At 65.5% G+C, this 23,182-nt stretch carries 24 protein-coding genes, 1 tRNA gene and 1 riboswitch; of the genes, 11 read left to right on the forward strand and 14 right to left on the reverse strand.

The genetic code is table 11. From position 1 onward, the window contains the following. The first annotated feature begins 48 nt into the window (after positions 1-48). Positions 49-438 (forward strand): DUF779 domain-containing protein, encoded by a 390-nt coding sequence (locus tag F3J20_RS09310; protein WP_167043404.1) that lies wholly within the window; start codon positions 49-51, stop codon positions 436-438. A gap of 273 nt (positions 439-711) precedes the next feature. On the opposite strand, the gene F3J20_RS09315 is transcribed toward F3J20_RS09310, so the two are convergent. Beyond that, positions 712-796 (reverse strand) — tRNA-Leu (locus F3J20_RS09315). Positions 797-1,163: 367 nt separating this feature from the next. Between F3J20_RS09315 and F3J20_RS09320 the strand changes: the two genes are divergently transcribed. The 3 genes from F3J20_RS09320 to F3J20_RS09330 all read left to right on the forward strand — a co-directional run bounded on the left by F3J20_RS09320 (position 1,164) and on the right by F3J20_RS09330 (position 4,094). Beyond that, positions 1,164-1,973: a phosphodiesterase gene (locus F3J20_RS09320; protein WP_167283241.1), complete on the forward strand. Its 810-nt coding sequence runs from the start codon at positions 1,164-1,166 to the stop codon at positions 1,971-1,973. A gap of 471 nt (positions 1,974-2,444) precedes the next feature. After that, positions 2,445-3,647 carry an MFS transporter gene (locus F3J20_RS09325; protein ID WP_167043408.1) on the forward strand — a complete coding sequence of 401 codons (1,203 nt, stop codon included), beginning with the start codon at positions 2,445-2,447 and terminating at the stop codon, positions 3,645-3,647. Between the two features lie 54 nt (positions 3,648-3,701). After that, positions 3,702-4,094, forward strand: coding sequence for a DUF1493 family protein (locus tag F3J20_RS09330; RefSeq protein ID WP_167283242.1), 393 nt, complete (start codon positions 3,702-3,704; stop codon positions 4,092-4,094). Here F3J20_RS09330 and F3J20_RS09335 read toward each other — a convergent pair. The 7 genes from F3J20_RS09335 to F3J20_RS09365 all read right to left on the reverse strand — a co-directional run bounded on the left by F3J20_RS09335 (position 4,061) and on the right by F3J20_RS09365 (position 7,731). Beyond that, the gene (locus F3J20_RS09335) at positions 4,061-4,474 is read right to left on the reverse strand and encodes a VOC family protein (RefSeq protein WP_167043412.1); all 414 of its coding nucleotides are present in this window, start codon (positions 4,472-4,474) and stop codon (positions 4,061-4,063) included. The two genes, F3J20_RS09330 and F3J20_RS09335, sit on opposite strands and share 34 nt — an antisense overlap. Before the next feature lie 43 nt (positions 4,475-4,517). Further along, positions 4,518-5,339: an aminoglycoside phosphotransferase family protein gene (locus tag F3J20_RS09340; RefSeq protein ID WP_167283243.1), complete on the reverse strand. Its 822-nt coding sequence runs from the start codon at positions 5,337-5,339 to the stop codon at positions 4,518-4,520. A gap of 43 nt (positions 5,340-5,382) precedes the next feature. Then, complete coding sequence (locus F3J20_RS09345; RefSeq protein WP_205299260.1) at positions 5,383-5,832, reverse strand: response regulator; 450 nt, start codon at positions 5,830-5,832, stop codon at positions 5,383-5,385. 14 nt (positions 5,833-5,846) lie between these two features. Further along, the gene (locus F3J20_RS09350; RefSeq protein ID WP_167283245.1) at positions 5,847-6,479 is read right to left on the reverse strand and encodes a response regulator transcription factor; all 633 of its coding nucleotides are present in this window, start codon (positions 6,477-6,479) and stop codon (positions 5,847-5,849) included. Positions 6,480-6,688: 209 nt separating this feature from the next. After that, positions 6,689-7,261: a ferritin-like domain-containing protein gene (locus F3J20_RS09355; RefSeq protein WP_167283246.1), complete on the reverse strand. Its 573-nt coding sequence runs from the start codon at positions 7,259-7,261 to the stop codon at positions 6,689-6,691. 74 nt (positions 7,262-7,335) lie between these two features. Continuing rightward, the gene (locus tag F3J20_RS09360) at positions 7,336-7,497 is read right to left on the reverse strand and encodes a DUF1328 family protein (protein ID WP_006052455.1); all 162 of its coding nucleotides are present in this window, start codon (positions 7,495-7,497) and stop codon (positions 7,336-7,338) included. A 57-nt stretch (positions 7,498-7,554) separates the two neighbouring features. Next, positions 7,555-7,731 (reverse strand): DUF1328 family protein, encoded by a 177-nt coding sequence (locus F3J20_RS09365; RefSeq protein WP_167043422.1) that lies wholly within the window; start codon positions 7,729-7,731, stop codon positions 7,555-7,557. Positions 7,732-7,962: 231 nt separating this feature from the next. Here F3J20_RS09365 and F3J20_RS09370 point away from each other — a divergent pair, with 231 nt between their 5' ends. The 3 genes from F3J20_RS09370 to F3J20_RS09380 all read left to right on the forward strand — a co-directional run bounded on the left by F3J20_RS09370 (position 7,963) and on the right by F3J20_RS09380 (position 12,068). Beyond that, positions 7,963-9,504, forward strand: a complete 1,542-nt coding sequence (locus tag F3J20_RS09370; RefSeq protein WP_345889856.1) for a sensor histidine kinase — start codon at positions 7,963-7,965, stop codon at positions 9,502-9,504. Between the two features lie 223 nt (positions 9,505-9,727). Further along, positions 9,728-9,865 carry an entericidin A/B family lipoprotein gene (locus tag F3J20_RS09375; protein ID WP_167043424.1) on the forward strand — a complete coding sequence of 46 codons (138 nt, stop codon included), beginning with the start codon at positions 9,728-9,730 and terminating at the stop codon, positions 9,863-9,865. 163 nt (positions 9,866-10,028) lie between these two features. Continuing rightward, positions 10,029-12,068: an NADPH-dependent 2,4-dienoyl-CoA reductase gene (locus F3J20_RS09380; protein ID WP_167283247.1), complete on the forward strand. Its 2,040-nt coding sequence runs from the start codon at positions 10,029-10,031 to the stop codon at positions 12,066-12,068. A gap of 233 nt (positions 12,069-12,301) precedes the next feature. On the opposite strand, the gene F3J20_RS09385 is transcribed toward F3J20_RS09380, so the two are convergent. The 6 genes from F3J20_RS09385 to F3J20_RS09410 all read right to left on the reverse strand — a co-directional run bounded on the left by F3J20_RS09385 (position 12,302) and on the right by F3J20_RS09410 (position 17,095). Further along, on the reverse strand, positions 12,302-13,231 hold the full coding sequence (locus tag F3J20_RS09385) for an EamA family transporter (protein WP_167043428.1): 930 nt from the start codon (positions 13,229-13,231) through the stop codon (positions 12,302-12,304). A 443-nt stretch (positions 13,232-13,674) separates the two neighbouring features. Next, on the reverse strand, positions 13,675-13,923 hold the full coding sequence (locus F3J20_RS09390; RefSeq protein WP_167043430.1) for a pentapeptide MXKDX repeat protein: 249 nt from the start codon (positions 13,921-13,923) through the stop codon (positions 13,675-13,677). 86 nt (positions 13,924-14,009) lie between these two features. Continuing rightward, the gene (locus F3J20_RS09395; RefSeq protein ID WP_167283248.1) at positions 14,010-14,801 is read right to left on the reverse strand and encodes a molybdopterin-dependent oxidoreductase; all 792 of its coding nucleotides are present in this window, start codon (positions 14,799-14,801) and stop codon (positions 14,010-14,012) included. Between the two features lie 100 nt (positions 14,802-14,901). Next, the gene (locus F3J20_RS09400) at positions 14,902-15,543 is read right to left on the reverse strand and encodes a cytochrome b/b6 domain-containing protein (protein WP_167283249.1); all 642 of its coding nucleotides are present in this window, start codon (positions 15,541-15,543) and stop codon (positions 14,902-14,904) included. Positions 15,544-15,594: 51 nt separating this feature from the next. After that, positions 15,595-16,536, reverse strand: coding sequence for a DUF1223 domain-containing protein (locus tag F3J20_RS09405; RefSeq protein WP_167283250.1), 942 nt, complete (start codon positions 16,534-16,536; stop codon positions 15,595-15,597). 109 nt (positions 16,537-16,645) lie between these two features. Beyond that, positions 16,646-17,095 (reverse strand): hypothetical protein, encoded by a 450-nt coding sequence (locus F3J20_RS09410; RefSeq protein ID WP_167283251.1) that lies wholly within the window; start codon positions 17,093-17,095, stop codon positions 16,646-16,648. A 314-nt stretch (positions 17,096-17,409) separates the two neighbouring features. Then, positions 17,410-17,528: riboswitch (TPP riboswitch) on the forward strand. A 93-nt stretch (positions 17,529-17,621) separates the two neighbouring features. Here F3J20_RS09410 and thiC point away from each other — a divergent pair. From thiC to F3J20_RS09430, 4 genes are all read left to right on the forward strand, one after another. Continuing rightward, positions 17,622-19,553 carry a phosphomethylpyrimidine synthase ThiC gene (thiC, locus tag F3J20_RS09415; RefSeq protein WP_167283252.1) on the forward strand — a complete coding sequence of 644 codons (1,932 nt, stop codon included), beginning with the start codon at positions 17,622-17,624 and terminating at the stop codon, positions 19,551-19,553. A 310-nt stretch (positions 19,554-19,863) separates the two neighbouring features. Next, complete coding sequence (locus tag F3J20_RS09420) at positions 19,864-20,076, forward strand: glycine zipper 2TM domain-containing protein (RefSeq protein ID WP_167043444.1); 213 nt, start codon at positions 19,864-19,866, stop codon at positions 20,074-20,076. A 231-nt stretch (positions 20,077-20,307) separates the two neighbouring features. Next, positions 20,308-20,775, forward strand: coding sequence for a hypothetical protein (locus F3J20_RS09425; RefSeq protein ID WP_167283253.1), 468 nt, complete (start codon positions 20,308-20,310; stop codon positions 20,773-20,775). A 471-nt stretch (positions 20,776-21,246) separates the two neighbouring features. Beyond that, on the forward strand, positions 21,247-22,845 hold the full coding sequence (locus F3J20_RS09430) for an L-lactate permease (protein ID WP_167043448.1): 1,599 nt from the start codon (positions 21,247-21,249) through the stop codon (positions 22,843-22,845). The last annotated feature ends 337 nt before the right edge of the window (positions 22,846-23,182 follow it).

Consider the following 23,182-nt stretch of genomic DNA (forward strand, 5'->3'; position numbering starts at 1 on the left):
GCCGCCGCATGATGCACGGCGAGGCGCCATCGCCAGGGAGTACTCGCCATGGCCGACGAAGTGCCGCGTGTCGTCGCAACGCCCGCCGCGATCGCGCTGATCGAACAACTCGTCGCCGAGCACGGTCCCGTGCTGTTTCATCAATCGGGCGGCTGTTGCGACGGCAGTGCGCCCATGTGCTTTCCAGCCAATGAGTTCATGGTGGGCGGCTCGGACGTGAAACTCGGCACCCTTGCGGGCGTGCCCTTCTACATGAGCGAATCGCAATTCGAGTACTGGCAGCACACGCAGCTCATCATCGATTGCGTGTCCGGCAACGGCGGCATGTTTTCGCTGGAGCGTCCTACGGGTCTGCGCTTTCTCACGCGATCGAGGCTCTTTGACGATGCCGAATCGGCATGGCTCGCTGCGCATCCGGCCGAACGGGCGGAGAGCTAGCGTGTCTGGGGCGCGTCAAGCGGAAACATGGCGGTAGAAACTAGCGACTGGCGGATCGACACAATCGTCCATAGGCTGCACTGCTTCGTCGCCGAACGCGGTGACGTCCGTCGATATCACGCGAGCAGAAACTCGCACAGAAAAATCGGCAGCGGCGACTGAAAAGATCGGGCAAGAGAGGACGGGGCCGGAAAATCCGGTTCAGGGCAAAAAACCCATACCAATGAGACAGGGCTTGCGCGGGTCGAATCGGCGAAACCCTTGCTGGCATTGTGGTGCCGGGGACGGGACTTGAACCCGTAAGCCGTGAGGCGGCGGATTTTAAGTCCGCTATGTTTACCAATTTCATCACCCCGGCAGGGGTCGCGACCACGCGCGGTCGCGAATTCTACCATTGCGTGACGGGCACGCCAAAAAGCGCAGCGGGCGAACTGTAGCCGCTCGCCAATCCACCTGCAATCCGCCGGCAATCCGCCGGCAATCCAGCCGTATTCTCACGACAAACCCGCTGCCCCATCCGGCTTTCCGGCTTCATCCGCCGGTCACAAACGCTCCCGATAGTGCGAAGTCGATTTCAACGCGGCAGCAGCACTCGCGCCGGCGCGGTCCGCACATCGGCCGCAACGACGACACCTGCCGCAAGTCTCGATCGAACCGCACGCGCCGATTGCATTATCGTAATGGAAGCGGCGCCGGCTTCCGGCGCGCCACACCGAGGATTCCCCATGCTACTGGCTCAAATCAGCGACCTGCACATCAAGCGGCCCGGCGAGCTCGCCTACCGCCGCATCGATACCGCGCCGTATCTCGCGCGCTGCGTCGCCGCGCTCAATGCGCTCGTGCCGCGTCCCGACGCGGTCATCATGACCGGCGATCTCGTCGATCAGGGCGACCCGCAACAGTACGAACACCTGAAGACGCTGCTCGCGCCGCTCGACATCCCCTACTTCCTGCTAGTCGGCAATCACGACGAACGCGGCGCGTTGCGCGCGGCGTTTCCCGAGCGCGCGGAACTGCACGGCGGCGGCGAGTTCGTACAGTACGCGCTCGACGTCGGCCCGCTGCGCGTGATCGCGCTCGATTCGCTGGTGCCGGGCGCAAGCGGCGGCATGCTGTGCGATACGCGGCTCGCGTGGCTCGCGCAGCAGCTCGACGCGGCAAGCGCCAAACCGGTCGTGGTCGCGCTGCATCATCCGCCGTTCGCCTGCGGTATCGAGCACATGGACGAGATGCGGCTCGATCCGGCGGCATCGGACAAGCTCGCCGCGTTGATCGCGCGTCATCCGAACGTCGAGCGCGTGATCTGCGGACACGTGCATCGGCCGATGTACGTGCGCTTCGGCGGCACGATCGCGTGTGCGATTCCGGCGCCCGCGCACCAGGTCACGCTCGATCTGCGCGAGGATGCGCCGTCGATGTTCGTGATGGAGCCGCCCGCCTATGCGCTGCATCGCTACGATCCGGCGACCGGCATCGTGACGCATCATGCGTATGTCGAGGCCGCCGACGGGCCTTATCCGCTTGATGACGTTTGATGACGTTTGATGACGTTTGATGACGTTTGATGACGTTTGATGATGTTCGACGACGACGGCGGCGAGTCGAGCGACCGAGGTCGGCGCTCTGATGCACCGGGATTCGATGCATCGCTTCGATGCGTCCTTTCGATGCCGGGTCCCGATGCTTCAAATCGACGCTTCAAATCGATACGTCATCCCGATGCGCCGACGCGAGCGCACGACAATCGAGCCCTTGCCGCGCGTCATGGAAGCGTCATCGGAGCGACGTCCGAAACAGTCCGCAACGACCCGAGGCGGGATCGCGCGCCAGCCTCGCGCCCCGGCTTTAGCGCCCCCGGCTCCGGCGCGCCGTGGCCCGCTCGTGTCCGCGCGGCCCGTGTCTCGCCCAGGACCGTGGGCCGCCCGTCAGCACGATCCGCCTCGCTCCGGTATGATCGGCACGCTCGAGGACCGCGCATGGGCCGGTCCGTTGCTCCTGCCTGAGTCATGTCCACTCCCGACGCCTCCACCTCCGCTCCCGCCTCCGCCCGCTCTCTGCGCGGCCTGTTGCTGCTGCTCGCGACGATCGCCGGCATCTCGGTCGCCAACATCTATTACAACCAGCCGCTGCTCGACAACCTGCGCCAGTCGTTTCCGGGCGGCGCCTCGTGGGTCGGCGCGGTGCCGGCCGTCACGCAGCTCGGCTACGCGGCCGGCATGCTGCTGCTCGCGCCGCTCGGCGACCGCTTCGACCGGCGTCTGCTGATCCTGCTGCAGATCGCCGCGATGTGCATCGCGCTCGTCGTCGCGGCAACCGCGCAGACGCTCTCCGTGCTGATCGTCGCGAGTCTCGCGATCGGCGTGCTCGCGACGATCGCACAGCAGGCCGTGCCGTTCGCGGCAGAACTCGCGCCGCCGGCCGAGCGCGGCCAGGCGGTCGGCACGGTGATGAGCGGCCTGCTGCTCGGCATTCTGCTCGCGCGGACCGCGGCGGGCATCGTCGGCGAATACTTCGGCTGGCGCGCGGTGTTCGGCATGTCGGTCGTCGCGCTGCTGGTGCTCGCGGTCGTGATCGTCCTGCGTTTGCCGAAGAGCCAGCCGACCTCGACGCTGCCGTACGGCAAGCTGCTCGTGTCGATGTGGCATCTCGTGACCGGGCATCGCGCGCTGCGCGAAGCCTCGCTGACCGGCGCGGCGATGTTCGGCGCGTTCAGCATCTTCTGGTCGGTGCTCGCCTTGCTGCTCGCGGGCGCGCCGTTTCATCTCGGACCGCAGGCGGCGGGACTGTTCGGCATCGTCGGCGCGGCCGGCGCGATGGCCGCGCCGCTCGCCGGCAAGTTCTCCGACCGGCGCGGACCGCGCGCAGTCGTCACGCTGTCGATCGTGCTCGTCGCGATTGCATTCGTCGTGTTCGGCGCATCGGCGAAGAGCCTCGTCGGACTCGTGATCGGCGTGATCATTCTCGACGTCGGCGTGCAGGCTGCGCAGATTTCGAACCAGTCGCGCATCTACGCGCTGAAGCCCGAAGCGCGCAGCCGCGTGAATACCGTGTACATGGTCGCGTATTTCATCGGCGGCACGCTCGGCTCGGGCGTCAGCGCGATCGTCTGGCCCATGTTCGGCTGGATCGGCGTGAGTATCGCGGGCCTCGTGTTCGCGGCGCTGGCCGCGTGGAATCATTTGAGTTTGCCGGCGCGGGCCGGGCATTGATTGCGGGCTGCTGCGCGCAAGGCTGATGAGCCATTGGCAGGAAGACCGCCTGTAATGAGCGATGCGTGGCTCGATTTCGATCAATTCATACGGGAAATGCGAACACCCGCTGCGTTGCCTCTCGACGAAAAGCTGACCCGCGACATGGACCTCTATCACGATCTCGATTGGGAACCCGCGAAGATCGTAGAGACGATGCGCGCGTGGTCCGAACGGTTCCGTGTCGATCTGCGGGATTTCAACGTGACCTGCTACGTTCCATCGGCAGCCATGCGCAAACGCGACGTCGCGGCAACGACATTGAAATCCCTGTTTAGCGCGAGGGCACGCGAATCACTCGGTGGCCGCGCGCTCACGCTTGGGATGCTCGAAGAAGCGATGAAGCGGGGATGGTGGCAACAGGACTCGGCCTGTCACGGGACTCGACTCGCTGACGGAGCCGCATGACACACGGCCTCGACGCGGTTGCCAGCGGGGTCGACGAGAAACGCCGCGTAGTAATCCCGATGGTAGTGAGGCCTTAGTCCCGGCTCTCCGTCAGACCGTCCGCCCGCCGACAGTCCGGCCTGGTAAAACGCGTCCACATGCTCGCGGGACGGCGCCTTGAAACACCAATGGCGTTTGTTCGGCGTTATTTCGCCGGGGTCCAGATATATCGCCAGACAGGTTGATACCGTGTCGTCCCCGCTGCAGCGCTCGCCGTAACCGAGCGCAGTGGGCTCGTCATAAACCTTGCGCGCCCCCAGAGCGGCCATGACGGCATCGTAAAAGGGTCGCGCCGTCTGAAGATCCGGCACGCCAATCGACACGTGATCCAGCAGTTGCATGGCATTGGCTCCGTGAAATGCACACTCGTTTATATCTGAAGATTCACTCGACGATGCCGAGCGCGGCTGCCGCGAGCTTGCCTATTTCGAGTCTGCTGCCTGCATCGTCGCCATCTTCGCCGTCTTCGAGCATCCAGACCGTCGATAAACCCGTCCACGCAAGCACCCACTGCAGAAGTCGCCGCGGCTCGATACCGGCGACATCGGCAACCAACTCGATGCGGCGCCTGAAGATGCCTGGTGCCAATGCGCGCTCGCCGTCGGGGTTGCAGAAGAGGTTGGCATAGTCGAACGCGCGCTCGCCGTACAAACCTTTGGGATCGATCGCGAGCCAGCCGGACGGTCCGAAGTCGAGCACATTGCCGTGGTGAATATCGCCGTGCAGAACCGTGACGTCGCGCGGTGCCGCCAGCAGTTCGCGCGCGGTCTGGGCGCAGAGCCCGACAATCCCACCATGCGCGGGAGCCGCGCACAACAGCGCATCGAACCATTGCGTCAACGGAACCAGCGCGGGCAGCGGCGTGTGAAGCGGCGCGGCGCGCGGCCGATGCAACTGCGAGACCGTTGCGCATAAGATGCGCGTGGCGTCGTCATCGCGGCCCTGTTCGACCATTTGCGCGAGCGAGGCGGAACCTTGCGCACGCGCCATCAGCAAGGCGTCACCGTCGTGAGCCAGCACCGGCGCCGCGCCCTCGCCGCCCCACCACACCATCAGGCGGCTGCCCGCCCGTTCCTCGGCCTCGGACGACAGCTTGAGGATGGCGGCCACCCCGTATTGACGGACCGGGAGCAGGTTGCCGCTGCGCGAGGTAAACGGATCGCCATCGATCGTCAGATTCCAGCGCTTCAGGTATTGCTCGAACATGGAGGCCCATTCGGTTCGTCAGGTTTTGCCGGGGTTGCAGCGCTCATCGCCCGGCCGTGCGCGGATCGCCGCGCCCCAGCGCATATTCCTGCAACGCATCGAGCACGCGGTCGAACTCGAACGATTTGTCGTAAAAGTGGCGCACGCCGTACTGCTCGCAGCGCGCGCGATACGCAGGCAGCGCGTGATTGGTCAGCACCGCGGCAAACATCGCATCGATCAGCCCCTCGCGCTGCAGGTATGCGAGCACCGGCACGCCCGAGCCCTGCTTCAGTTGCAGATCGATAATCACCGCGTCGAAGGTTTCGTCGCCGAGCAGCGCGATCGCCTGATCGGCAGCATCGGCGTAAGCGGCCACCCGCAGCAGACCGGACGAATCGATCGCCTCCACGAGGCTGCGGCGGATCAGCGGCGAATCCTCGATCAGCAGCACGCGCAGCGGCGCGCGGCGGGCGGGCTCGGCAACGGACTTCGGTTCGCGGTTCATCGGCATGTCTCGATCGTCCCTCATTCGATCAAACCGTTCTTGATCGCGTAATACGTGAGGTCCGCGTTGTTCGCGAGCCGCATCTTCTCCAGCACGCGCGCACGATACGTGCTCACGGTTTTCACGGACAGATGCAATTCCTCGGCGATCTCGGTCGGCAAGCGTCCGGCCGCGAGCTTGCAGAAGATCTGGAATTCGCGCTCCGACAGCGCTTCGTGCGGCCGCCCCGCGGCGGTCTTGTCGAGATTGTCGGCGAGCGTATCGGCAACCGCTTCGGACAGGTAACGATGTCCGCGCGCGACCGAGCGGATCGCCCGCACGATTTCCTCGGGCTCGCAGTCCTTGTTCAGATAACCGTTCGCGCCGGCGCGCAGCAGATTGATCGCATACTGACTCTCGGGATAGCCGGAAAGAATCAGCACGCCCTGCTCGGGGCGCACCTGCCGGATCACGCGCAAGGTGTCGATGCCGTTCTTGTCGGGCATCGCGATGTCGAGCAGCACCACGTCGAATGCCTGCTCGCGCACGAGATTGATGGCCTCCTCGCCGGTGGCGGCCTCGGCGGCCACGCACATATCCGGCTCGTCGGCGACGAACTGTCTGAAACCGCCTCGGACGATCGCATGATCGTCAGCTATCAGCACTCGAATCATCGGTTGGGTGTCCGTGCAAAGGAGATCGCTCCGAAACGGACATTGTAATGACCAGGCACGTGGCCTGGCCGAAATACGCGGACGGGTTCATGCACCTCACCGCCTTGCATCCCTCGCGCCGGATCGCGCGAATTCATGCTGACTCACGCGACCCGGCCCACCCGCGCGCCCTTGTTGCAGCCATCGAAGCTGCCCATCCACACTATCCGCTAATCGCGTCCCTCGAGCAGATCGGCCATATCGTCGGCATGCTCTTCCTCGACCGCGAGGATTTCCTCCAGCAGACGGCGCGTGGTCACGTCCTTCTCGCCGAGATAGCGCACGATCTCGCGATACGTATCGATCGCGATGCGCTCGGCAATCAGGTTCTCGCGAATCATGTCGGTCAGGCTCGCGCCCTCCTTGTACTCCGAATGCGCGCGCTTCTTCAGGCCGTCCGGCGCGAAATCGGGTTCGCCGCCGAGCTGCACGATACGCTCGGCGATGCGGTCCGCGTGTTCCTGCTCCTCGGCCGCATGCTCGGCGAACTCGACCGCCACCGCTTCCGAATTGATGCCCTTCGCCATGAAATGATGGCGCTTGTAGCGCAGCGTGCAAACGATTTCGGTCGCAAGCGCATCGTTGAGCAGCTTGAGCACGATCTTGCGATCGGCACCGTAGGTCGCGGTGACCGGACCGTCCGAGATGTGCTTGCGCGCGTCGTCGCGAATCTTCTGCAGGTCCATCACGAACGGACCGTCGGACTGGGCAGCCCCGCTCTGGGCGGCGGATTGTTTCGTCATCGAATTTCTCCTTGGACTGTTGTGGGGAAATGGCACGTCACGTACGAATTGAGCACGAACCGCGCCCGCTTCGGCTACGTTCGGAACACGCCGAGCAGCAAAGTGACCACGAATACGACCAGAAAGATGTAGAACAGAATCTTCGCGATCTCGGCCGCACCCGCCGCGATGCCGGTAAAGCCGAACACTGCGGCGATGATCGCAATCACGAAGAAGACGATGGCATAGTGAAGCATGACGGTTCTCCCTTGTATCGACGTTGGGTCTGCGAAGCAAATCGCTCGCCCGCCGCGCTAGTCGACTATCTTTTTCGTTATCACGAAGCCGAGCACGAGGAACACCACGCACAGCACGACGAACACGAAGAACAGGAACTTCGCGATGGCCGCCGCGCCGGCCGCGATACCGGTAAATCCGAGAAGACCGGCGATCACGGCCACGACGGCAAAGAACAGCGCCCACTTCAACATGATGGCTCCCTCCTGAAACGAAACGTTGAGCGAATGGTCGGGTCCATCGTATCGGGCGGTGCGCGCAGGCGCACTCCGACGCTCGCCGTTTTTCGTGTGAGAATCCGCTTACATCGGCTTACGTCCGCGTTACGCGAGCCGCGCTGCGCCGCCGGGCGAGTGCGATATCGAGGCCGATATCGAAGTCGCTGTTGAAGCCGATCCCGATCCGAGGAGCCGAATGTGTCGAACGTGCAGAACGCACAGAACGCGCCGGAACTGAGCCGCCCTCGCGTCACGGCGCGGCTCGCCGACTGGATGCGCAAGCGCAGTTGGGCCATCGCGATGACGGTCGCGATCGTCATCACGGTGGGCGGTCTCGTGATTCTTGAAACCGCACGCCAGCGCATCGCGGCCGAGTACGAAACCGCGCTCGAAGCACGCGACGTCACCGTGCGGTTGAGCACGCTCGCGAGCGAACTGTCGCGGCTCGCCGCGCAGCAGAATCATTTTCTGCTGACGCAGGACATGGCTTCCGCCGAGGCCTTTTGCGCGAGCGCCGCGCGCATCCGCGAGAACACGCGGCAACTGGAGCGCTTCTATCGCGACAGCCGCGCCGACAGCGCCGAGCTTGCGAGTTTCACGCAGATCGTCGCGCTGATCGACGCGCGCATCGGTGCGGGCGCAACTGCGCTGCAACAGGCGGCGCCGCATCAGCTCGATCTTGGCGCCTGCGGGCCGGCAGCCAGGCTGAATCCCGCCGGCGCGTCGCTAATCGACAGCACGCTCGCGCTGCTGCGCGACGACGAGGAGCGCCGCGCGCAGCATGCGCTCGCCGCGAGCCGCGCCGATCAGCGGCTCTCGACGCTGTGCGCGGCGGGTCTCTCGGCGCTGAACATCGTGCTGTTCATCCTGCTGTTTCGCGATCTCGGCATCCAGATCGACCGGCAGACGCGTGCGCAGCGTCAACTGATTACGCAGCAGGAAGAACTCGACCAGCTCGTCAACGAGCGCACGCGTCAGCTCGAAGCGCTCGGCTGGCACCTGCAGGCGGTCAGCGAAAACGAAAAGACGCAGCTCGCGCGCGAACTGCACGACGAACTCGGTGCGATTCTGACCGCGTGCCGGATGGACGTCGCATGGGCGCGCCGCAAGCTCGAAGACAGCGAACCCGATCTCGCCGACAAGCTCAGGCGCGCGCTCGCCAATCTCGACCAGGGCATCGCGCTGAAGCGGCGCATCATCGAGGACATGCGGCCCACGGTGCTCGCCAATTTCGGGCTCGTCACGGCGCTGCGCACGCTCGCCGACGAAGCCGCGCAGCGCAACAACTGGACGCTCGACCTGCACCTGCCCGCCGACGACGTCCAGCTCGACGAGCAGACCGAGATCGCGCTCTTTCGCGTCGCGCAGGAGTCGCTGACGAATGCGGCGAAGTACGCGCGGGCCTCGAAGGTATCGATCGCCTTGCGGGTCGACGACGGCCAGGTCGCGCTGCATATCGGCGACAACGGCGTGGGCATCATGCCGGCCGACCTGACACGCACGCATACGCACGGCCTGCTCGGCATGCGGCAGCGCGTCGCCGCGCATGGCGGACGCTTCGACATCCGGCGCGGCACGCCGGGCGGCACCGAGATCGACGTGGTGATGCCGAGCGTCAGCACGGCGACGCCATCGGTCGATCTGCCGCAATCGGCGGCAGTGGCCGCGCCCGAGTCGGCCACCCCAGCCACGCCGGCCGCCGCGCCGCCCACGTCGCCAGGCCCCGTCGGGCAAGGCCCCGCGGCATGAGGCGCGCCCCGCTGTAGGACGACGCCGACGCAAACACCGGAGCCCGCCTACAACAAAATCGCCGCGCGACCGACAGCGCGCGCTCCGCCCTTTTCTTACCATGCAGTCATGGCTGGTGCGAGGCCGGTTCGAGACTGATTCGGGACCGGATCGAAACCTGTTCGACCGGCATGGCGCCGGTCGGCCGACATCAACCGATGCATTCTCGACAAGGAGAACTTTCATGACTCGACTGATCGCTTTGCTTGTGCTTGCCGGAACGGCGATGCTTGCCAGCGGTTGCAACACGGTGGCGGGCGCCGGCGAAGACATTTCGAAGGGCGGCAACGCCATTACGAACTCCGCGGAACAGAACAAGTAAAAGAACCCATAAATGGAGGTTCGGGCAGGGTCAGGATGAGCCCGCCGCGGGAAACCGCGGCGGGCTTTTTCATGCCTCGCGGAATTTAGAATTTTTCCTCGGCGGCCTGGCCCGGCGCGCGGTGTATCGTGCGAGCGGCTCCCCTACTTACACGGTCCCCCGCATGTCTTACCCCCATCTGCTCGCCGAACTCGACCTGGGCTTCACGCGCCTGCGCAATCGCGTCGTGATGGGTTCGATGCATACCGGCATGGAAGACCGCTTCTGGCATTACCCGCAACTCGCCGCGTATTTCCGCGAGCGCGCCAAAGGCGGCGTCGGGCTCATCATCACGGGCGGCATTTCGCCGAATCGCGAGGGCTGGCTGCTGCCGTTCGGCGGCACGCTCAACTCGGTATTCGATCTGCGCAATCATCGGCTCGTGACCGAGGCCGTGCATGCCGAGGGCGGCAAGATCGCGCTGCAGATCCTGCACGCGGGCCGCTATGGCTACCAGCCGTTCGTGGTCTCGGCGTCCGCGCTGAAGTCGCCGATCTCGAAGTTCAAGCCGCGCGCGCTCAGCCTCGCCGGCATCGCGAAGACCGTGCGCGATTACGCGCGCTGCGCACGGCTCGCGCAACGCGCGGGCTACGACGGCATCGAGATCATGGGCAGCGAAGGCTATCTGCTGAACCAGTTCCTCTGCCCGCGCACGAACCGGCGTACCGACCGGTACGGCGGTAGCATCGAGAACCGCATACGGCTCGCGCGCGAGATCGTCGAACGCGTGCGCGCGGTGTGCGGCGAGCGCTTTATCGTCGTGTACCGGCTGTCGCTGATCGATCTCGTCGAAGGCGGCAATACGTGGGACGAAACCGTGCAGGTCGCGCGGGCGCTCGAAGCGGCCGGCGTGACGATCTTCAATACCGGTATCGGCTGGCACGAGGCACGCGTGCCGACCATCGTGACCTCGGTGCCGCGCGCGGCCTTCGCCTCGCTCTCCGCGCGCCTGAAGGCCGCCGTCAACGTGCCGGTGATCGCGTCGAACCGCATCAATACGCCCGAGGTCGCCGAGACGCTGCTGGCCGACGGCTCGGCCGATCTGGTGTCGATGGCGCGGCCGCTGCTCGCCGACCCCGAGTTCGTGCTGAAGACTGCCGAAAACCGCGCGCACGAAATCAATGTCTGCATCGCCTGCAATCAGGCCTGCCTCGATCACACGTTCAGGAATCAGCGCGCGAGCTGTCTCGTGAATCCGCGCGCGGGACGCGAAACCGAACTGCTCTACCGGCCGCTCGCAAGTCCGCAGACCGCGCGTTCGATCGCGGTGGTCGGCGCGGGGCCGGCCGGTTTGTCGGCGGCGACGGTGGCGGCTTCGCGCGGCCATCGCGTGACGCTGTTCGAAGCGAGCGACAGGCTCGGCGGCCAGTTCAACCTTGCGATGCGCGTGCCGGGCAAGGAAGAGTTCAGCGAGACGATCCGCTATTTCCAGAGCCAGTTGCAGCGGCATTGCGTCGAGGTGCGGCTCAGCACGCGCGCCGATGCCGCGCTGCTCGCCGCCGGCGCTTACGACGACGTGGTCGTCGCGACCGGCATCGTGCCGCGGCGGCCGTCGATCGCCGGCATCGACGGGCCCAATGTGCTGTCCTACGTGGACGTGCTGCGCGGGGCGCCGGTCGGCGCGCGCGTCGCGGTGATCGGCGCGGGCGGCATCGGCTTCGACGTCAGCGAATTCCTGCTGCATCGCGCGGGCGAGCCCTTGCCGATACCGCGCGATGCGTGGCTCGACGAATGGGGCGTCGATCTCGCGGTGCGCGAGCGCGGCGGGCTCAAGCCGCCGTCCGCGCCACAACCGGCGCGGCAGATCTGGCTGCTGCAGCGCAAGGCCGGCAAGCTCGGCGCGGGACTCGGCAAGACCTCGGGCTGGGTGCATCGCGCGACGCTCGCCAGAAACGGCGTGCAGATGCTCGACGGCGTCGACTATCGCGAGATCGGCGCGCGCGGTCTGAAGATCGCGCGCGCGGGTGCCGACGAGTGGCTCGAGGTCGAGACGATCGTCGTGTGCGCGGGGCAGGAATCGTTGCGCGAGTTGCTGCCGTCGACGCCCGGCGGCACGAGCGACGGTAGGCCGCGTTATCACGTGATTGGCGGCGCGAAGCTCGCGACCGAGCTCGATGCGAAACGCGCGATCCGCGAGGGTGCGGAACTGGCGGCGCGGCTTTGAGGGTGGTGAGGCAACTCGAAGGCCGAGGGGCGTATGGCGATCGGGTGTGCTGTGCGCCACCGCTGACTCTACGGTCATACCCGCGGTCATCCCCCGCGGTCGTACCCCACCACCGTGCTCCACCGCCCTATGCTCCCCACCCGCAACGCACGCCACACGCAAAGACATGCGCGGCGCATTGCACGGAATTTACGTCAAGCACGCTCGCGTGAACGTGAATCCCGTCCCACACCTCACGCGCGCCCCTTCTTCCGGTAATCGAACCAGAACGACAAGCCGACGCTCACGAGAATCACGATCGTCGCGACCACCGTGTAGCGCGTAACCGGCTCGCCAAGCAGCAACGCACCGAGCGCGACCGCCACGACCGGATTCACGTACATGCAGCTGCTTGCGATGATCGGGCTCGTATGGCGAATCAGGAAACCGTACGCGACGTACGCGGCCATCGTGCCGATCAGCATCAGATAGAGAAACGCGAGCAGCGGCAGCACATGCAGTTCGAGCATGCGCTCGCCCGAGATCCACGCGACCAGCGTCGAAACCGCGCCGCCGAGGCCGATCTGCAGCGCGGTCGAGAGAAACAGGTCCGAGGGCAGCTTCAGTTGCCCGGCCAGATGCGCGCCGCCGGCCCAGAACAGCGCGCCGCACAGAATCGCGAGACTGCCGCCGGCCGAACCGGGCGTGGTGTCGCCGTGGCTCAGAATCGCAATGCCGACGAGCCCGAGCGCAACCGCGAACCATTCGCCTCGGCCGATCTTGCGGCCCGCGAGCGCCGCGATCACGCTCGCGAAGAGCGGCACGGTGGCGACCATCACGGCCGCGGTGCCGGTGCCGACGGTGCGCATCCCGTAGGCGAGCATGCCGCTCGACAAACCGACGAGCATCGTGCCGACGAGCCCGGCGTTGCGGATTTCGGCGAAGCTCGGCGGAATCGGCTTGCGGCGCACCGCGAGCACGAACAGGCCGAGGCCGGCGAACAGGTTGCGCAAGCCGGAGAGCAGCAGCGGCGGAAACGAGCCGAGCGAGACGTGCACGGCGAGGTAGGTCGAGCCCCACACGAGATAGACGACGGCGAGTGCGAGCGCGATCTGGCCATTGTGCGAGCGCGGCGCACGGATCGGCCAGTGACGCGGAGAAAAAACGGAACGGGGCGACGACATGCGTTCAGCCCGCCTGCATCGTCGAGCGTATCCACGGGAAAAGCCTCGCGCCTGCGCTGCCCTCCCTCGTGCGGGACGGCGGACGCCGCATCGGCGATGCGGTCTGACGGGCAAAGCTGGCGGACATGTCGATGGAGCGGAAAAGCGATGCGGATGGCCCCCGCGGCCCGTGGGCCGATAGCGCCAATGTGCCCAATGGGGCCGCGATCCGCGGCGCCGCTGCAAGCGCCGCGGCCGGCACGCGCCGAATACGGCGCGCACCGCATTATGCAGTAAGCGCACACTGCATCGCTCGGGAGAATCGTAACTTTTTGGCATCGTTACAACAGAAAAAAGCCGGGCGCATCAACCCGGCTTTCTTGCTGCTTTTTTGGCTGCTTTTTACCGGCTTTTTTCGCCTGCCGCGCCGGGACCGCCAGCACGGGTCAGGCGCGCCCGGGACCTCAGTTGGCCATCGCGCCCGACGCCTCGTGCTTCATGCCCATCGCGCCGCCATCCTTCTTCATTGCGTCGTGTTTCATGGCGTCTTTTTTCATGCTGTCCTTCGACATGCTGTCTTTGGACATCGAATCTTTCGACATCGCGTCCTTCGACATCGAATCGTGGGACATCGCCCCGCTCGCCTGAGCGAAGGCGGCGCCGCTGCCCGCCAGCATGGCGAGCGTGATCGTTGCGATTACGAACTTTTTCATGGGATAACTCCGTTTGTCAGTGGGTGGGGGTAAATCAAGCGAAACCGGCGCGGGCCGGCGTATTTCCGAAGCCGCCGACGCGTGCGTCAGGAGCCTCCGAACCAGTTGTAGCCCTGGTCGACCCAGTAGCCGCCAGGGTAGGTGTTGGTGACGAACATCTCGACGATGTGTTTCGGATTCTTGTAGCCGAGCTTGGTCGGCATGCGCAGCTTCATCGGGTAGCCGTACTTCGCGGGCAGTTGCTCGCCGTCGTACGAGAACGTCAGCAGCGTTTGCGGATGCAGCGCGGTTGCCATGTCGATGCTTTCGTAGTAGTCGTCCGCGCATTTGAAGCCGACGTATTTCGCGCTCGTATCCGCGCCGATGCGCCGCAGAAAATCGCCGAACGGCGTGCCGCCCCAGCGGCCGATCGCGCTCCATCCTTCCACGCAGATATGCCGCGTGATCTGCTCGGCATGCGGCAACGCATACAGCTCGGGCAGGGTCCAGACGCGCTGGCCGGTGACGAGGCCGCTCACCTTGAGGCGGTAGTCGGCGCCGTCCACGTGCGGCACGTCATCGATGCCGTAGAACGCGTTGAACGGAAACGGCCGCGTGATCTGCGTCTCGGTGTAGGTCGGCGCGAGTTGCCGCGGATCGAACAGCGCGGCCTGCGCGCGGTCGTTCAGGCGCGAGACGGCGGTGAGGAAGCGGTTGACCGAGGCGTCGTCGGTCAGCGAGCAGCCGGTCAGCATCGACAAACCGCCGAGCGTCAGCAACTGCTTGCCGAACAGACGCCGCGACGGCATCGCGAGTTCGCGCTTCGCATCGAGCAGGATCGAGGCGCGGTCCAGCCGCTGGAGGCCGCGTTGCGTGGATCGATCATCGGGCTTGGTCATGATTCGCCATCCGTAACGTTGTGCATGCTGTGGTTCGGGTGTGTCGGGTGTGTCGGGTGTGTCATTGCGGGTTGTCCGGGAGCCTGCGCTTGCATGCGGCTCAGCGGCCGCGCAGCATCGCGAGCAGCGAGCGCGGCACGAGCGCCACCATCGCCAGATGCACGGCGAGGAACGCGGCCAGCAGCGACATCGCCGTGAAATGGACGATGCGCGCGTTGTCATAGCCGCCCATCAGCTCGCGCAGCAGCGGAAACTGCACCGACTTCCAGATCGCGAGCCCCGACAGCACCAGCACGATCAGATCGACGATCGCGAACAGATAGGCGAGCTTCTGCACCGCGTTGTAGTCGCGCAGATCGGCATGCGAGAGCCGGCCGCGCAAGGCGGCGACGAAGTCGCGCAGCACCGCGCGCGGCGTCAGCGGCAGAAACTTGCGCACGAGGCGGCCGCTCGCGAGATTCAGCGCGAGATAGACGAGTCCGTTGAACACGAGCAGCCACATCGCCGCGAAGTGCCATTGCAGCGCGCCGCCGAGCCAGCCGCCGAGCGTGATCGCGGTCGGAAAGCTGAAGGCCGGGAAAATCGGCGAGGCGTCGTAAATGCGCCAGCCCGACAGCATCATCACGATGGCCGCGAGCGCGTTGAGCCAGTGCGTGACGCGCACCCACAGCGGATGGATCGCGCGGTGCCGGTTCGGGGTCGCGGGGGGCGCGCTGTCGCGCAAGGTGTGGGGCGTGGACATGGGACTCTCCTGAGGCGGATGGGGCAATCCGGAGTGGTGGCTGGATGGTGTTCAATGGCAGGCGGCCAGTTCGGTGGCTTGCAGCACGTCACCGGTCGCGTCGTTCTCGACGAAGGCGACCACGCCGAAGCGGTCGTTGGCGTTGGCGTTGGCGTTGGCGTTGGCGTTGGCGTTGGCGTTGGCGTTGGCGTTGGCGTTGGCGTTGGCGTTGGCGTTGGTGCCAGCATCGGCCGGCGCGTCCTCGATGCGGATGTCCTGCCTGATCCGCGCATGGCCCGCGACGAGCGGTATGGGACCGAGCCACTGCCGCACGACCCGCTCGTGATGCAGCGTCGCGCCGCGGTTTTCGCCGGCGCCGACCTGCGACATCAGCGAGTTTTCGTAGACCGCGAGATAGGCGCTCAACGGATTTGCGGCGGATGCGGCCGCGCTGCGAAATTGCGCATCGACATCGAACGCGCCGGGCATGCGCGGCGTCAACGCAAGCGCGATGCTCGCCTGCGCCGGTTCGGCGACGAGCCGGTCGATGCGGCTCGCGAAGCTGTCGCGCCGCGACCAGTCGCGCCGCGACCAGTCGCGCAGTTCGTGACCCGCGACGAACACTTCCGGCGTATAGACCGTGTGAGCGCCCGCGAGCTTCGTCAGCGTCTGCTGACGTTCGGTGAAGCGAGGCTGGGCAAAGCGGTCGGTCCAGCCGAGGCTGTTCCAGTAATCGACATGCAGCGCGAGCGGCACGATGCCCTGCGCGGCCGCGCCGCTTTTCCATTGACCGAGCCAGCGGTCGGCGGGCGGACAGCTATCGCAGCCTTCGCTGCTGTACAACTCGACGAGCGCCACGCGATGCGCGGGACTGTGCGCCGCGCAGGCGGCAGCGGCTGCGTAGGCGCGAGTGCTGCCGGCGCCAGCGCTGAAAAGGAAGATCGCCAGCGCGAAAACTGGCGCGAAAGATAAAACCCAATATCGAAGCGTTGAACGGCTGCGCGCGGTCGACATGACGTGCTCCACAAGGAATCTGCACGTTGGTCGAACCGCGCCGCCGGTTATGACAGCCTGTTTTTATTTTTTTTCGACAGCGGCTGGCAGGCGCCACGGACCTCGCGGCTTACTCGTAGCTGACGACCACCGTGACACGCGTGTCCACGTCGGCGCGCTGCGCCGAGAGCGACAGCACGCCGCCCAGTTGTCCCACGTCATAGCGGCCATCGCGAGCCGCGGTCACGCGCCCGCCACCGTCGACGAAACGCGCCGCCACGAGATCGCGCGAGCGTGCATCGCCGTTGACCTCGAGCGCGACATCCACGCCGCCGCCGACGCCCGGCGACGCGCCGAACGTCACCGTGCGCGCGAGCCCCTGCCCCGCCACCGCCGCCCCGCCGGCGCTCGCGACGGTGGGCACGGCATCCGCGCTGATTTCCAGCTGCGGCGCCACGACCATCCCGACGAACCGGATCACCCCGCCCGTTGCCGCCGACGCCGCCAGCGGCGCGGCCAGCAACGCCGCTACCGCCGCCTTCCTGCCGAACGCCGGCCACCGCCCTGTTTCCGCTTTCATGCACACCTCGCTTTTTTGTCAATCGGCGCGAGTCGCCTCGCGCCATTCGCACGCCGCCCCGCGCGAATCGCCGCGCCGGACAGCCGCCTTGCCGCACCTGGCTGGACGGCAATGGGTCGACCCGCTTGAACGGAGCTTGAACGGCGTTTTAACGGCGCTTTTCGAGATAAGCCGCGGGCGTTTTTTCGCTGTCGGCCATCGCTGTTCAATACGGTGTCAGAACAAGAATAGGATATGTCTGATTGCAACCCAATCCCTCGCTTGATCTATCTGGATGGGTTGCCAAACAGCGGGCGGCCGGTGTATCGTGTGCGCTGCTAACGCGGGGGTCCTGCGTCGCACGGTGTCTGGAGGTCCGTGCCACGTGGGTGAGAAATACCCTTTGAACCTGATCTGGATAATGCCAGCGCAGGGAAGCGTACGGATCTCGCACTCCAGCTGCACCGCCTCATCTCTCGCGATTTCCGACCTCTTCCGTCTCGGTCTCCTGCTTAGCCGCCCCACATTGCTTAGCATGGAGATTTGCATGAACGCCAACCCGAAGTTCCTGTCCGCCGACGCCCATGTCGACGAAGCCGCCGTCGCGCCGCTGCCGAATTCCCGCAAGGTCTACGTGACCGGCTCGCGCCCCGACATCCGCGTGCCGATGCGCGAAATCTCCCAGGCCGATACGCCTGACAGCTTCGGCGGCGAAAAGAACCCGCCGATCTACGTCTACGACACGTCGGGCCCCTACTCCGACGCGGACGCGAAGATCGACATCCGCGCGGGTCTGCCGGCGCTGCGCGAGGCGTGGATCGAAGAGCGCGGCGACACCGAGCCGCTCACCGGCCTGTCGAGCAGCTTCAGCCGCGAGCGCGCCGCCGATCCGGCCACCGCGCAGCTTCGCTTCCCGGGCCTGCATCGCACGCCGCGCCGCGCGGTCGCCGGCAAAAACGTGACGCAGATGCACTACGCGAGGCAGGGCATCGTCACGCCGGAGATGGAATACATCGCGATCCGCGAGAACCAGCGCCGCGCCGAGTACCTCGAAAGCCTGAAGACGAGCGGCCCGAACGGCACGAAGCTCGCCGCGATGATGGGCCGCCAGCATCCGGGCCAGGCGTTCGGCGCGAGCGCGTTCGGCCCGAACGGCCTCGCTGAAATCACTGCGGAATTCGTGCGCGAAGAAGTCGCGCGCGGCCGCGCGATCATTCCGAACAACATCAATCACCCGGAAAGCGAGCCGATGATCATCGGCCGCAACTTCCTCGTGAAGATCAACGCGAACATCGGCAACTCGGCCGTGACGTCGTCGATCGGCGAGGAAGTCGACAAGATGACGTGGGCGATCCGCTGGGGCGGCGACACGGTGATGGATCTGTCGACCGGCAAGCACATTCATGAAACGCGCGAGTGGATCATCCGCAACAGCCCGGTGCCGATCGGCACGGTGCCGATCTACCAGGCGCTCGAAAAGGTCAACGGCAAGGCCGAAGACCTGACGTGGGAAATCTTCCGCGACACGCTGATCGAACAGGCCGAGCAAGGCGTCGACTACTTCACGATCCACGCGGGCGTGCGTCTGCAATACGTGCCGCTCACGGCCAACCGCATGACCGGCATCGTTTCGCGCGGCGGCTCGATCATGGCGAAGTGGTGTCTCGCGCATCATCGCGAGTCGTTCCTCTATGAGCACTTCGAAGAGATCTGCGAAATCATGAAGGCCTACGACGTGGCCTTCTCGCTTGGCGACGGCCTGCGTCCCGGCTCGATCTACGACGCGAACGACGAAGCGCAGCTGGGCGAGCTGAAGACGCTCGGCGAACTCACGCAGATCGCGTGGAAGCACGACGTGCAGGTGATGATCGAAGGCCCGGGCCACGTGCCGATGCAGCTCATCAAGGAGAACATGGACCTGCAGCTCGACTGGTGCGACGAAGCGCCGTTCTACACGCTCGGGCCGCTCACGACCGACATCGCACCGGGCTACGACCACATCACCTCGGGCATCGGCGCCGCGATGATCGGCTGGTTTGGCACCGCGATGCTCTGCTACGTGACGCCGAAGGAACACCTCGGCCTGCCGAACAAGGACGACGTGAAGACCGGCATCATCACGTACAAGCTCGCCGCGCATGCCGCCGACCTCGCGAAGGGTCACCCGGGCGCGCAGGTGCGCGACAACGCGCTCTCGAAGGCACGCTTCGAATTCCGCTGGGAAGACCAGTTCAATATCGGTCTCGACCCGGACAAGGCGCGCGAATTCCACGACGAAACGCTGCCGAAGGATTCGGCCAAGGTCGCGCATTTCTGCTCGATGTGCGGCCCGCACTTCTGCTCGATGAAGATCACCCAGGACGTGCGCGAGTTCGCCGCGCAACAGGGCGTGACCGACGACGAAGCGCTGAAGAAAGGCATGGAAGTGAAGTCGATCGAGTTCATGAAGCAAGGCGCGGAGATTTATCAGCGTCAGTGAGCGGTTTCGCTCGCGGCACATTGTGTTTCGTGTTTCGTGTCGCTGGACTGAACGCGTCGCTTGGCAAGCGCAGCATCGAAGCCCGCCTGAATGGCGGGCTTTTTCGTTGCGTCTGCCGGAAGAGCGGGCACGCCCCGTGCTGAATCGGTATGCAGAAGGAAAACATCCGCTGACGAAAGCGGCGCGTCGCCGCCCGGCTCGCACAACCGGCGCCGACGCGCGCGGCCGCGATCGGGGGCGAGGACAGGGAGAGCCCCACTGCCACGAACCGGTTCAACGAACAGGTCCAACGAATCCCGGAGTCTGCATCATGAAAACGATCCATCGCATCGGCTCGCTTGCCGCTATTGCAACCGTCGTCGCCAGTCTCGCGGCTTGCGGCGGCATGTCTGCGCGTACGCGCGATACGGCGATCGGCGCGGGCGTCGGCGGTGCAGCCGGCGCCGTGATCGGCGGCAGCGGCTTGTCGACGCTCGGCGGCGCGGCGGTGGGTGGGGTGATCGGCAATCAGATCGGCAGGTGATCCGCCCGATAGCATCCGATAGTACTCGATAGCACCCGGCGATTCGTACAGGATACCGAATTATCTTCGGGCGCCTGCGACAGCAGCGGAAACCTCAGCGCTTGCCTCGGGCAGACGCTGAAATGAACTGAAATACGCCGTTACGGTTTTGCCACAGCGCTTCCATCGCAAAAGCGTAAGCTCCTCTGAATGACGCCGCGCATGGCGGCGTCGGTCATCGAGGAGCGTGTCATGAAGCCTTGCGTCGTCAACACCATTCGCTCGGCACGTCCGTGGCCGCCGCGCGAATCTACACCGTCCATCCGTACCCTTTCGCCTCTCCCGCGTCGCGTCGCCATACTCGGCGGCGGCGCGGCCATCGCGCTCGCCTTGTCGGGCTGCTATTACCCGGCCGGCTACTATCCGGGCGGGTACTACTCGTCGTACTACGCCACGCCGGCCACGGCCCAGCAGGGCGCGCCGGACGATCCGTCGAATCCGTCCTCGGCCCAGCAGCAGGCACAGCCGGCACAGCCGCAAACGGCACCGCAGAATTCGTCGCCGGGTTACGCCGTCGCCGCGCCGCCGCCCGTTTATGTCGCGCCTTATCCCGCGTACTATCCGCCGCCTGTTTATCCGTACCCAGCCTATTACGGGCCGTCGATTGCGATCGGCGTCGGCGGATATTGGGGCGGCGGGTGGGGACGGCACTGGCATTGAAGCAGTTTGGAACGCCGGGCCATGTCAGGCGCCCGGCTCCCAACCATTGAGCAGGCGCGTGGACGCGATCCGCCGTCCATGCGTCAGTCGCCCACGCCCCCGCCGCTTTTCATGCGCTGCCGACGCGGCGTACTGTGCGCGCCAAGCGCGCTTTCGCTCATGCGCCCTCGCCCGGAAGGCGCCTTCCTTCACGCTCTGCCTCGCGCGCCCATCGAGCGCGATTCATCTTCTCCCCCGGCGCCCGACATGCGCCATGCGTGAACCATCGCACCACGCCATTCCGAACGCCCGTACTTTCCCGGCTTGACGCGGCCGCGCAGCGCTCTATTCTTGGGGAAGCCACATGCAGCACCCGCTTAAATCAGGCGATGCCCGGTACGCCCGTTTCACCGGGGTGCATCTACCTGCTACCGCGACGCGCCCGTCACGCGCAGTCCACGCGTCGATCCCAACAACAACGAAGGAGACGTGATGTTTCATCAACTACTCACTCCAGTCGGCAACTCGCTGTTCCCCTCGTTTCTCGTCGCCGCGCTGCCGATCATTGCGGTGCTCGCGCTGCTCGGCTGGGCCCGCAGGCCAGCCTGGCAGGCGTCGCTCGCGGGCCTCGTCATCGGTCTGGTCGTAGCGATTTTCATCTGGCAGTTTCCGGTCGGACTCGCGTTCAACTCGGTGGCCGCGGGCGCCGTGTTCGCGTGCTGGCCCGTCATGTGGATCGTCTTCACCGCGATCCTGCTCTACAACATCGCGCAACGCTCGGGACGATTCGCGGCCTTTCGCCTGTGGATGATCGACAACCTGCCGAACGACCGGCGCATCGTGCTCGTGGTGGTCGGCTTTTCGTTCGGCGCGCTGCTCGAAGGCATTTCCGGCTTCGGCACGCCGGTCGCGATCACGAGTTCGCTGCTCATCATGCTCGGCTTTCCGACGCTCGAAGCGCTTACCTTCACGCTGATCTTCAACACCGCGCCGGTCGCGTTCGGCGCGCTCGGCGTGCCGATCACGGTGCTCGGCGCGGTCACGCATCTGCCGTCCGATGCGCTCGCGAAAATGGTCGGCCGGCAGTTGCCGTTCTTCGCGCTGCTGCTGCCGTTCTACGTGATCGCCGTCTACGCGGGCTTTCGCAACATGCTGCGCGTGTGGCCGGTGCTGCTCGTGTCGGGCGCGAGCTTCGCGCTCACGCAGTTCGTCGCGTCGAACTACGTGAACTACAGCCTGACCGACGTGCTGTCGTCGATGGTCTCGCTGATCGTCACGATCGCGTTCCTGCGCGTCTGGAAGCCCGCCGTCGATCCGAAGTTCGCGGTCAACGTCGACCGCATCAACGAGGTGCGCGGCAAGGTCGGCGGCGCGCAGGGCTGGTATCCGTGGATCATCGTGTCGGTCGTCGTGATCGTCTGGACCGTCGCGAAGATCTTCACGATCGGCGACGTCAAGGTGCCGTGGCCCGGTCTCGACAAGGCCGTCTTCATCACGCTGTACAACACGCCGTACGGCGCGGTGTGGGACTTCCAGCCGCTCGCGACCGGCACCGCGATTCTCGTCGCGGCGCTCATCACCGCGTTCATCGTGCGGCTGTCGCCGGGCGAATTCGGCAAGGCGATCGCCGATACGTGGGTGCAGACGCGCATCGCGATTCTGACGGTCGCGACCATCGTCGGCCTCGCCTATCTGATGAACTATTCGGGGCTCACCTACACGCTCGGTCTCGGCGTCGCCTCGGTCGGGCCGTTCTTCCCGCTCGTGTCGGCGTTCCTCGGCTGGGTCGCGGTGTTCCTGTCGGGCAGCGATACCTCGGGCAACGCCCTGTTCGGCAACCTGCAGGTGGTGGCGGCCAACCAGCTCAACCTGAACCCGGTGCTGATGGCGGCGACCAATTCGTCGGGCGGCGTGATGGGCAAGATGATCTCGCCGCAGAACATCTCGACCGGCGTCGCGACGACCGAACTGAAGGGCAAGGAAGGTGTCGTGTTCGCGAAGACCTTCAAGCATTCGATTCTGCTGACGGTGCTGCTCGGCGTGCTCGTGTGGGCGCAGCAGAATTTCCTGCAGTGGATGATTCCGCATTGACGCTGCATTAACGTTGCCTTGAGGTTGCATTGAGGTGACAGCGACGCCGCGTCGAGGTTGACCGGCGTTGCGTCCACGTCTGGCTCTGGCGCTGCGTCGAAGCGGATGCGCTTCGGCCGCGGCCCCCTGAGACTGTGGTTTACCTCATGTTTTTTCACGTGCCCGCCGGTTCGGCACGGGCACGGCCGGCCTCTCCGCCCGTCGTATCGTAGTTTTTCTCACATATCGGTGAGAATTGCTCGTTTTGCGCGTGCCCGCGCAACGCTTACGATCGGGTTCACCGGACGCCCCCTCTCCCGCATCTTGCCGTTTCATTCCACGCTGAAACGTTTCGCAC

This window comes from Paraburkholderia sp. Cy-641 (assembly GCF_011752945.1).
Classification (GTDB): Bacteria; Pseudomonadota; Gammaproteobacteria; order Burkholderiales; family Burkholderiaceae; genus Paraburkholderia.

Excerpts from the sequence above, each read along its gene's own strand:
- F3J20_RS09310 (WP_167043404.1), top strand. The coding sequence starts at position 49 with ATGGCCGACGAAGTGCCGCGTGTCGTCGCAACGCCCGCCGCGATCGCG.
- F3J20_RS09320 (WP_167283241.1), top strand. The coding sequence starts at position 1,164 with ATGCTACTGGCTCAAATCAGCGACCTGCACATCAAGCGGCCCGGCGAG.
- F3J20_RS09325 (WP_167043408.1), top strand. The coding sequence starts at position 2,445 with ATGTCCACTCCCGACGCCTCCACCTCCGCTCCCGCCTCCGCCCGCTCT.
- F3J20_RS09330 (WP_167283242.1), top strand. The coding sequence starts at position 3,702 with ATGAGCGATGCGTGGCTCGATTTCGATCAATTCATACGGGAAATGCGA.
- F3J20_RS09335 (WP_167043412.1), bottom strand. The coding sequence starts at position 4,474 with ATGCAACTGCTGGATCACGTGTCGATTGGCGTGCCGGATCTTCAGACG.
- F3J20_RS09340 (WP_167283243.1), bottom strand. The coding sequence starts at position 5,339 with ATGTTCGAGCAATACCTGAAGCGCTGGAATCTGACGATCGATGGCGAT.
- F3J20_RS09345 (WP_205299260.1), bottom strand. The coding sequence starts at position 5,832 with ATGCCGATGAACCGCGAACCGAAGTCCGTTGCCGAGCCCGCCCGCCGC.
- F3J20_RS09350 (WP_167283245.1), bottom strand. The coding sequence starts at position 6,479 with ATGATTCGAGTGCTGATAGCTGACGATCATGCGATCGTCCGAGGCGGT.
- F3J20_RS09355 (WP_167283246.1), bottom strand. The coding sequence starts at position 7,261 with ATGACGAAACAATCCGCCGCCCAGAGCGGGGCTGCCCAGTCCGACGGT.
- F3J20_RS09360 (WP_006052455.1), bottom strand. The coding sequence starts at position 7,497 with ATGCTTCACTATGCCATCGTCTTCTTCGTGATTGCGATCATCGCCGCA.
- F3J20_RS09365 (WP_167043422.1), bottom strand. The coding sequence starts at position 7,731 with ATGTTGAAGTGGGCGCTGTTCTTTGCCGTCGTGGCCGTGATCGCCGGT.
- F3J20_RS09375 (WP_167043424.1), top strand. The coding sequence starts at position 9,728 with ATGACTCGACTGATCGCTTTGCTTGTGCTTGCCGGAACGGCGATGCTT.
- F3J20_RS09380 (WP_167283247.1), top strand. The coding sequence starts at position 10,029 with ATGTCTTACCCCCATCTGCTCGCCGAACTCGACCTGGGCTTCACGCGC.
- F3J20_RS09385 (WP_167043428.1), bottom strand. The coding sequence starts at position 13,231 with ATGTCGTCGCCCCGTTCCGTTTTTTCTCCGCGTCACTGGCCGATCCGT.
- F3J20_RS09390 (WP_167043430.1), bottom strand. The coding sequence starts at position 13,923 with ATGAAAAAGTTCGTAATCGCAACGATCACGCTCGCCATGCTGGCGGGC.
- F3J20_RS09395 (WP_167283248.1), bottom strand. The coding sequence starts at position 14,801 with ATGACCAAGCCCGATGATCGATCCACGCAACGCGGCCTCCAGCGGCTG.
- F3J20_RS09400 (WP_167283249.1), bottom strand. The coding sequence starts at position 15,543 with ATGTCCACGCCCCACACCTTGCGCGACAGCGCGCCCCCCGCGACCCCG.
- F3J20_RS09405 (WP_167283250.1), bottom strand. The coding sequence starts at position 16,536 with ATGTCGACCGCGCGCAGCCGTTCAACGCTTCGATATTGGGTTTTATCT.
- F3J20_RS09410 (WP_167283251.1), bottom strand. The coding sequence starts at position 17,095 with ATGAAAGCGGAAACAGGGCGGTGGCCGGCGTTCGGCAGGAAGGCGGCG.
- thiC (WP_167283252.1), top strand. The coding sequence starts at position 17,622 with ATGAACGCCAACCCGAAGTTCCTGTCCGCCGACGCCCATGTCGACGAA.
- F3J20_RS09420 (WP_167043444.1), top strand. The coding sequence starts at position 19,864 with ATGAAAACGATCCATCGCATCGGCTCGCTTGCCGCTATTGCAACCGTC.
- F3J20_RS09425 (WP_167283253.1), top strand. The coding sequence starts at position 20,308 with ATGAAGCCTTGCGTCGTCAACACCATTCGCTCGGCACGTCCGTGGCCG.
- F3J20_RS09430 (WP_167043448.1), top strand. The coding sequence starts at position 21,247 with ATGTTTCATCAACTACTCACTCCAGTCGGCAACTCGCTGTTCCCCTCG.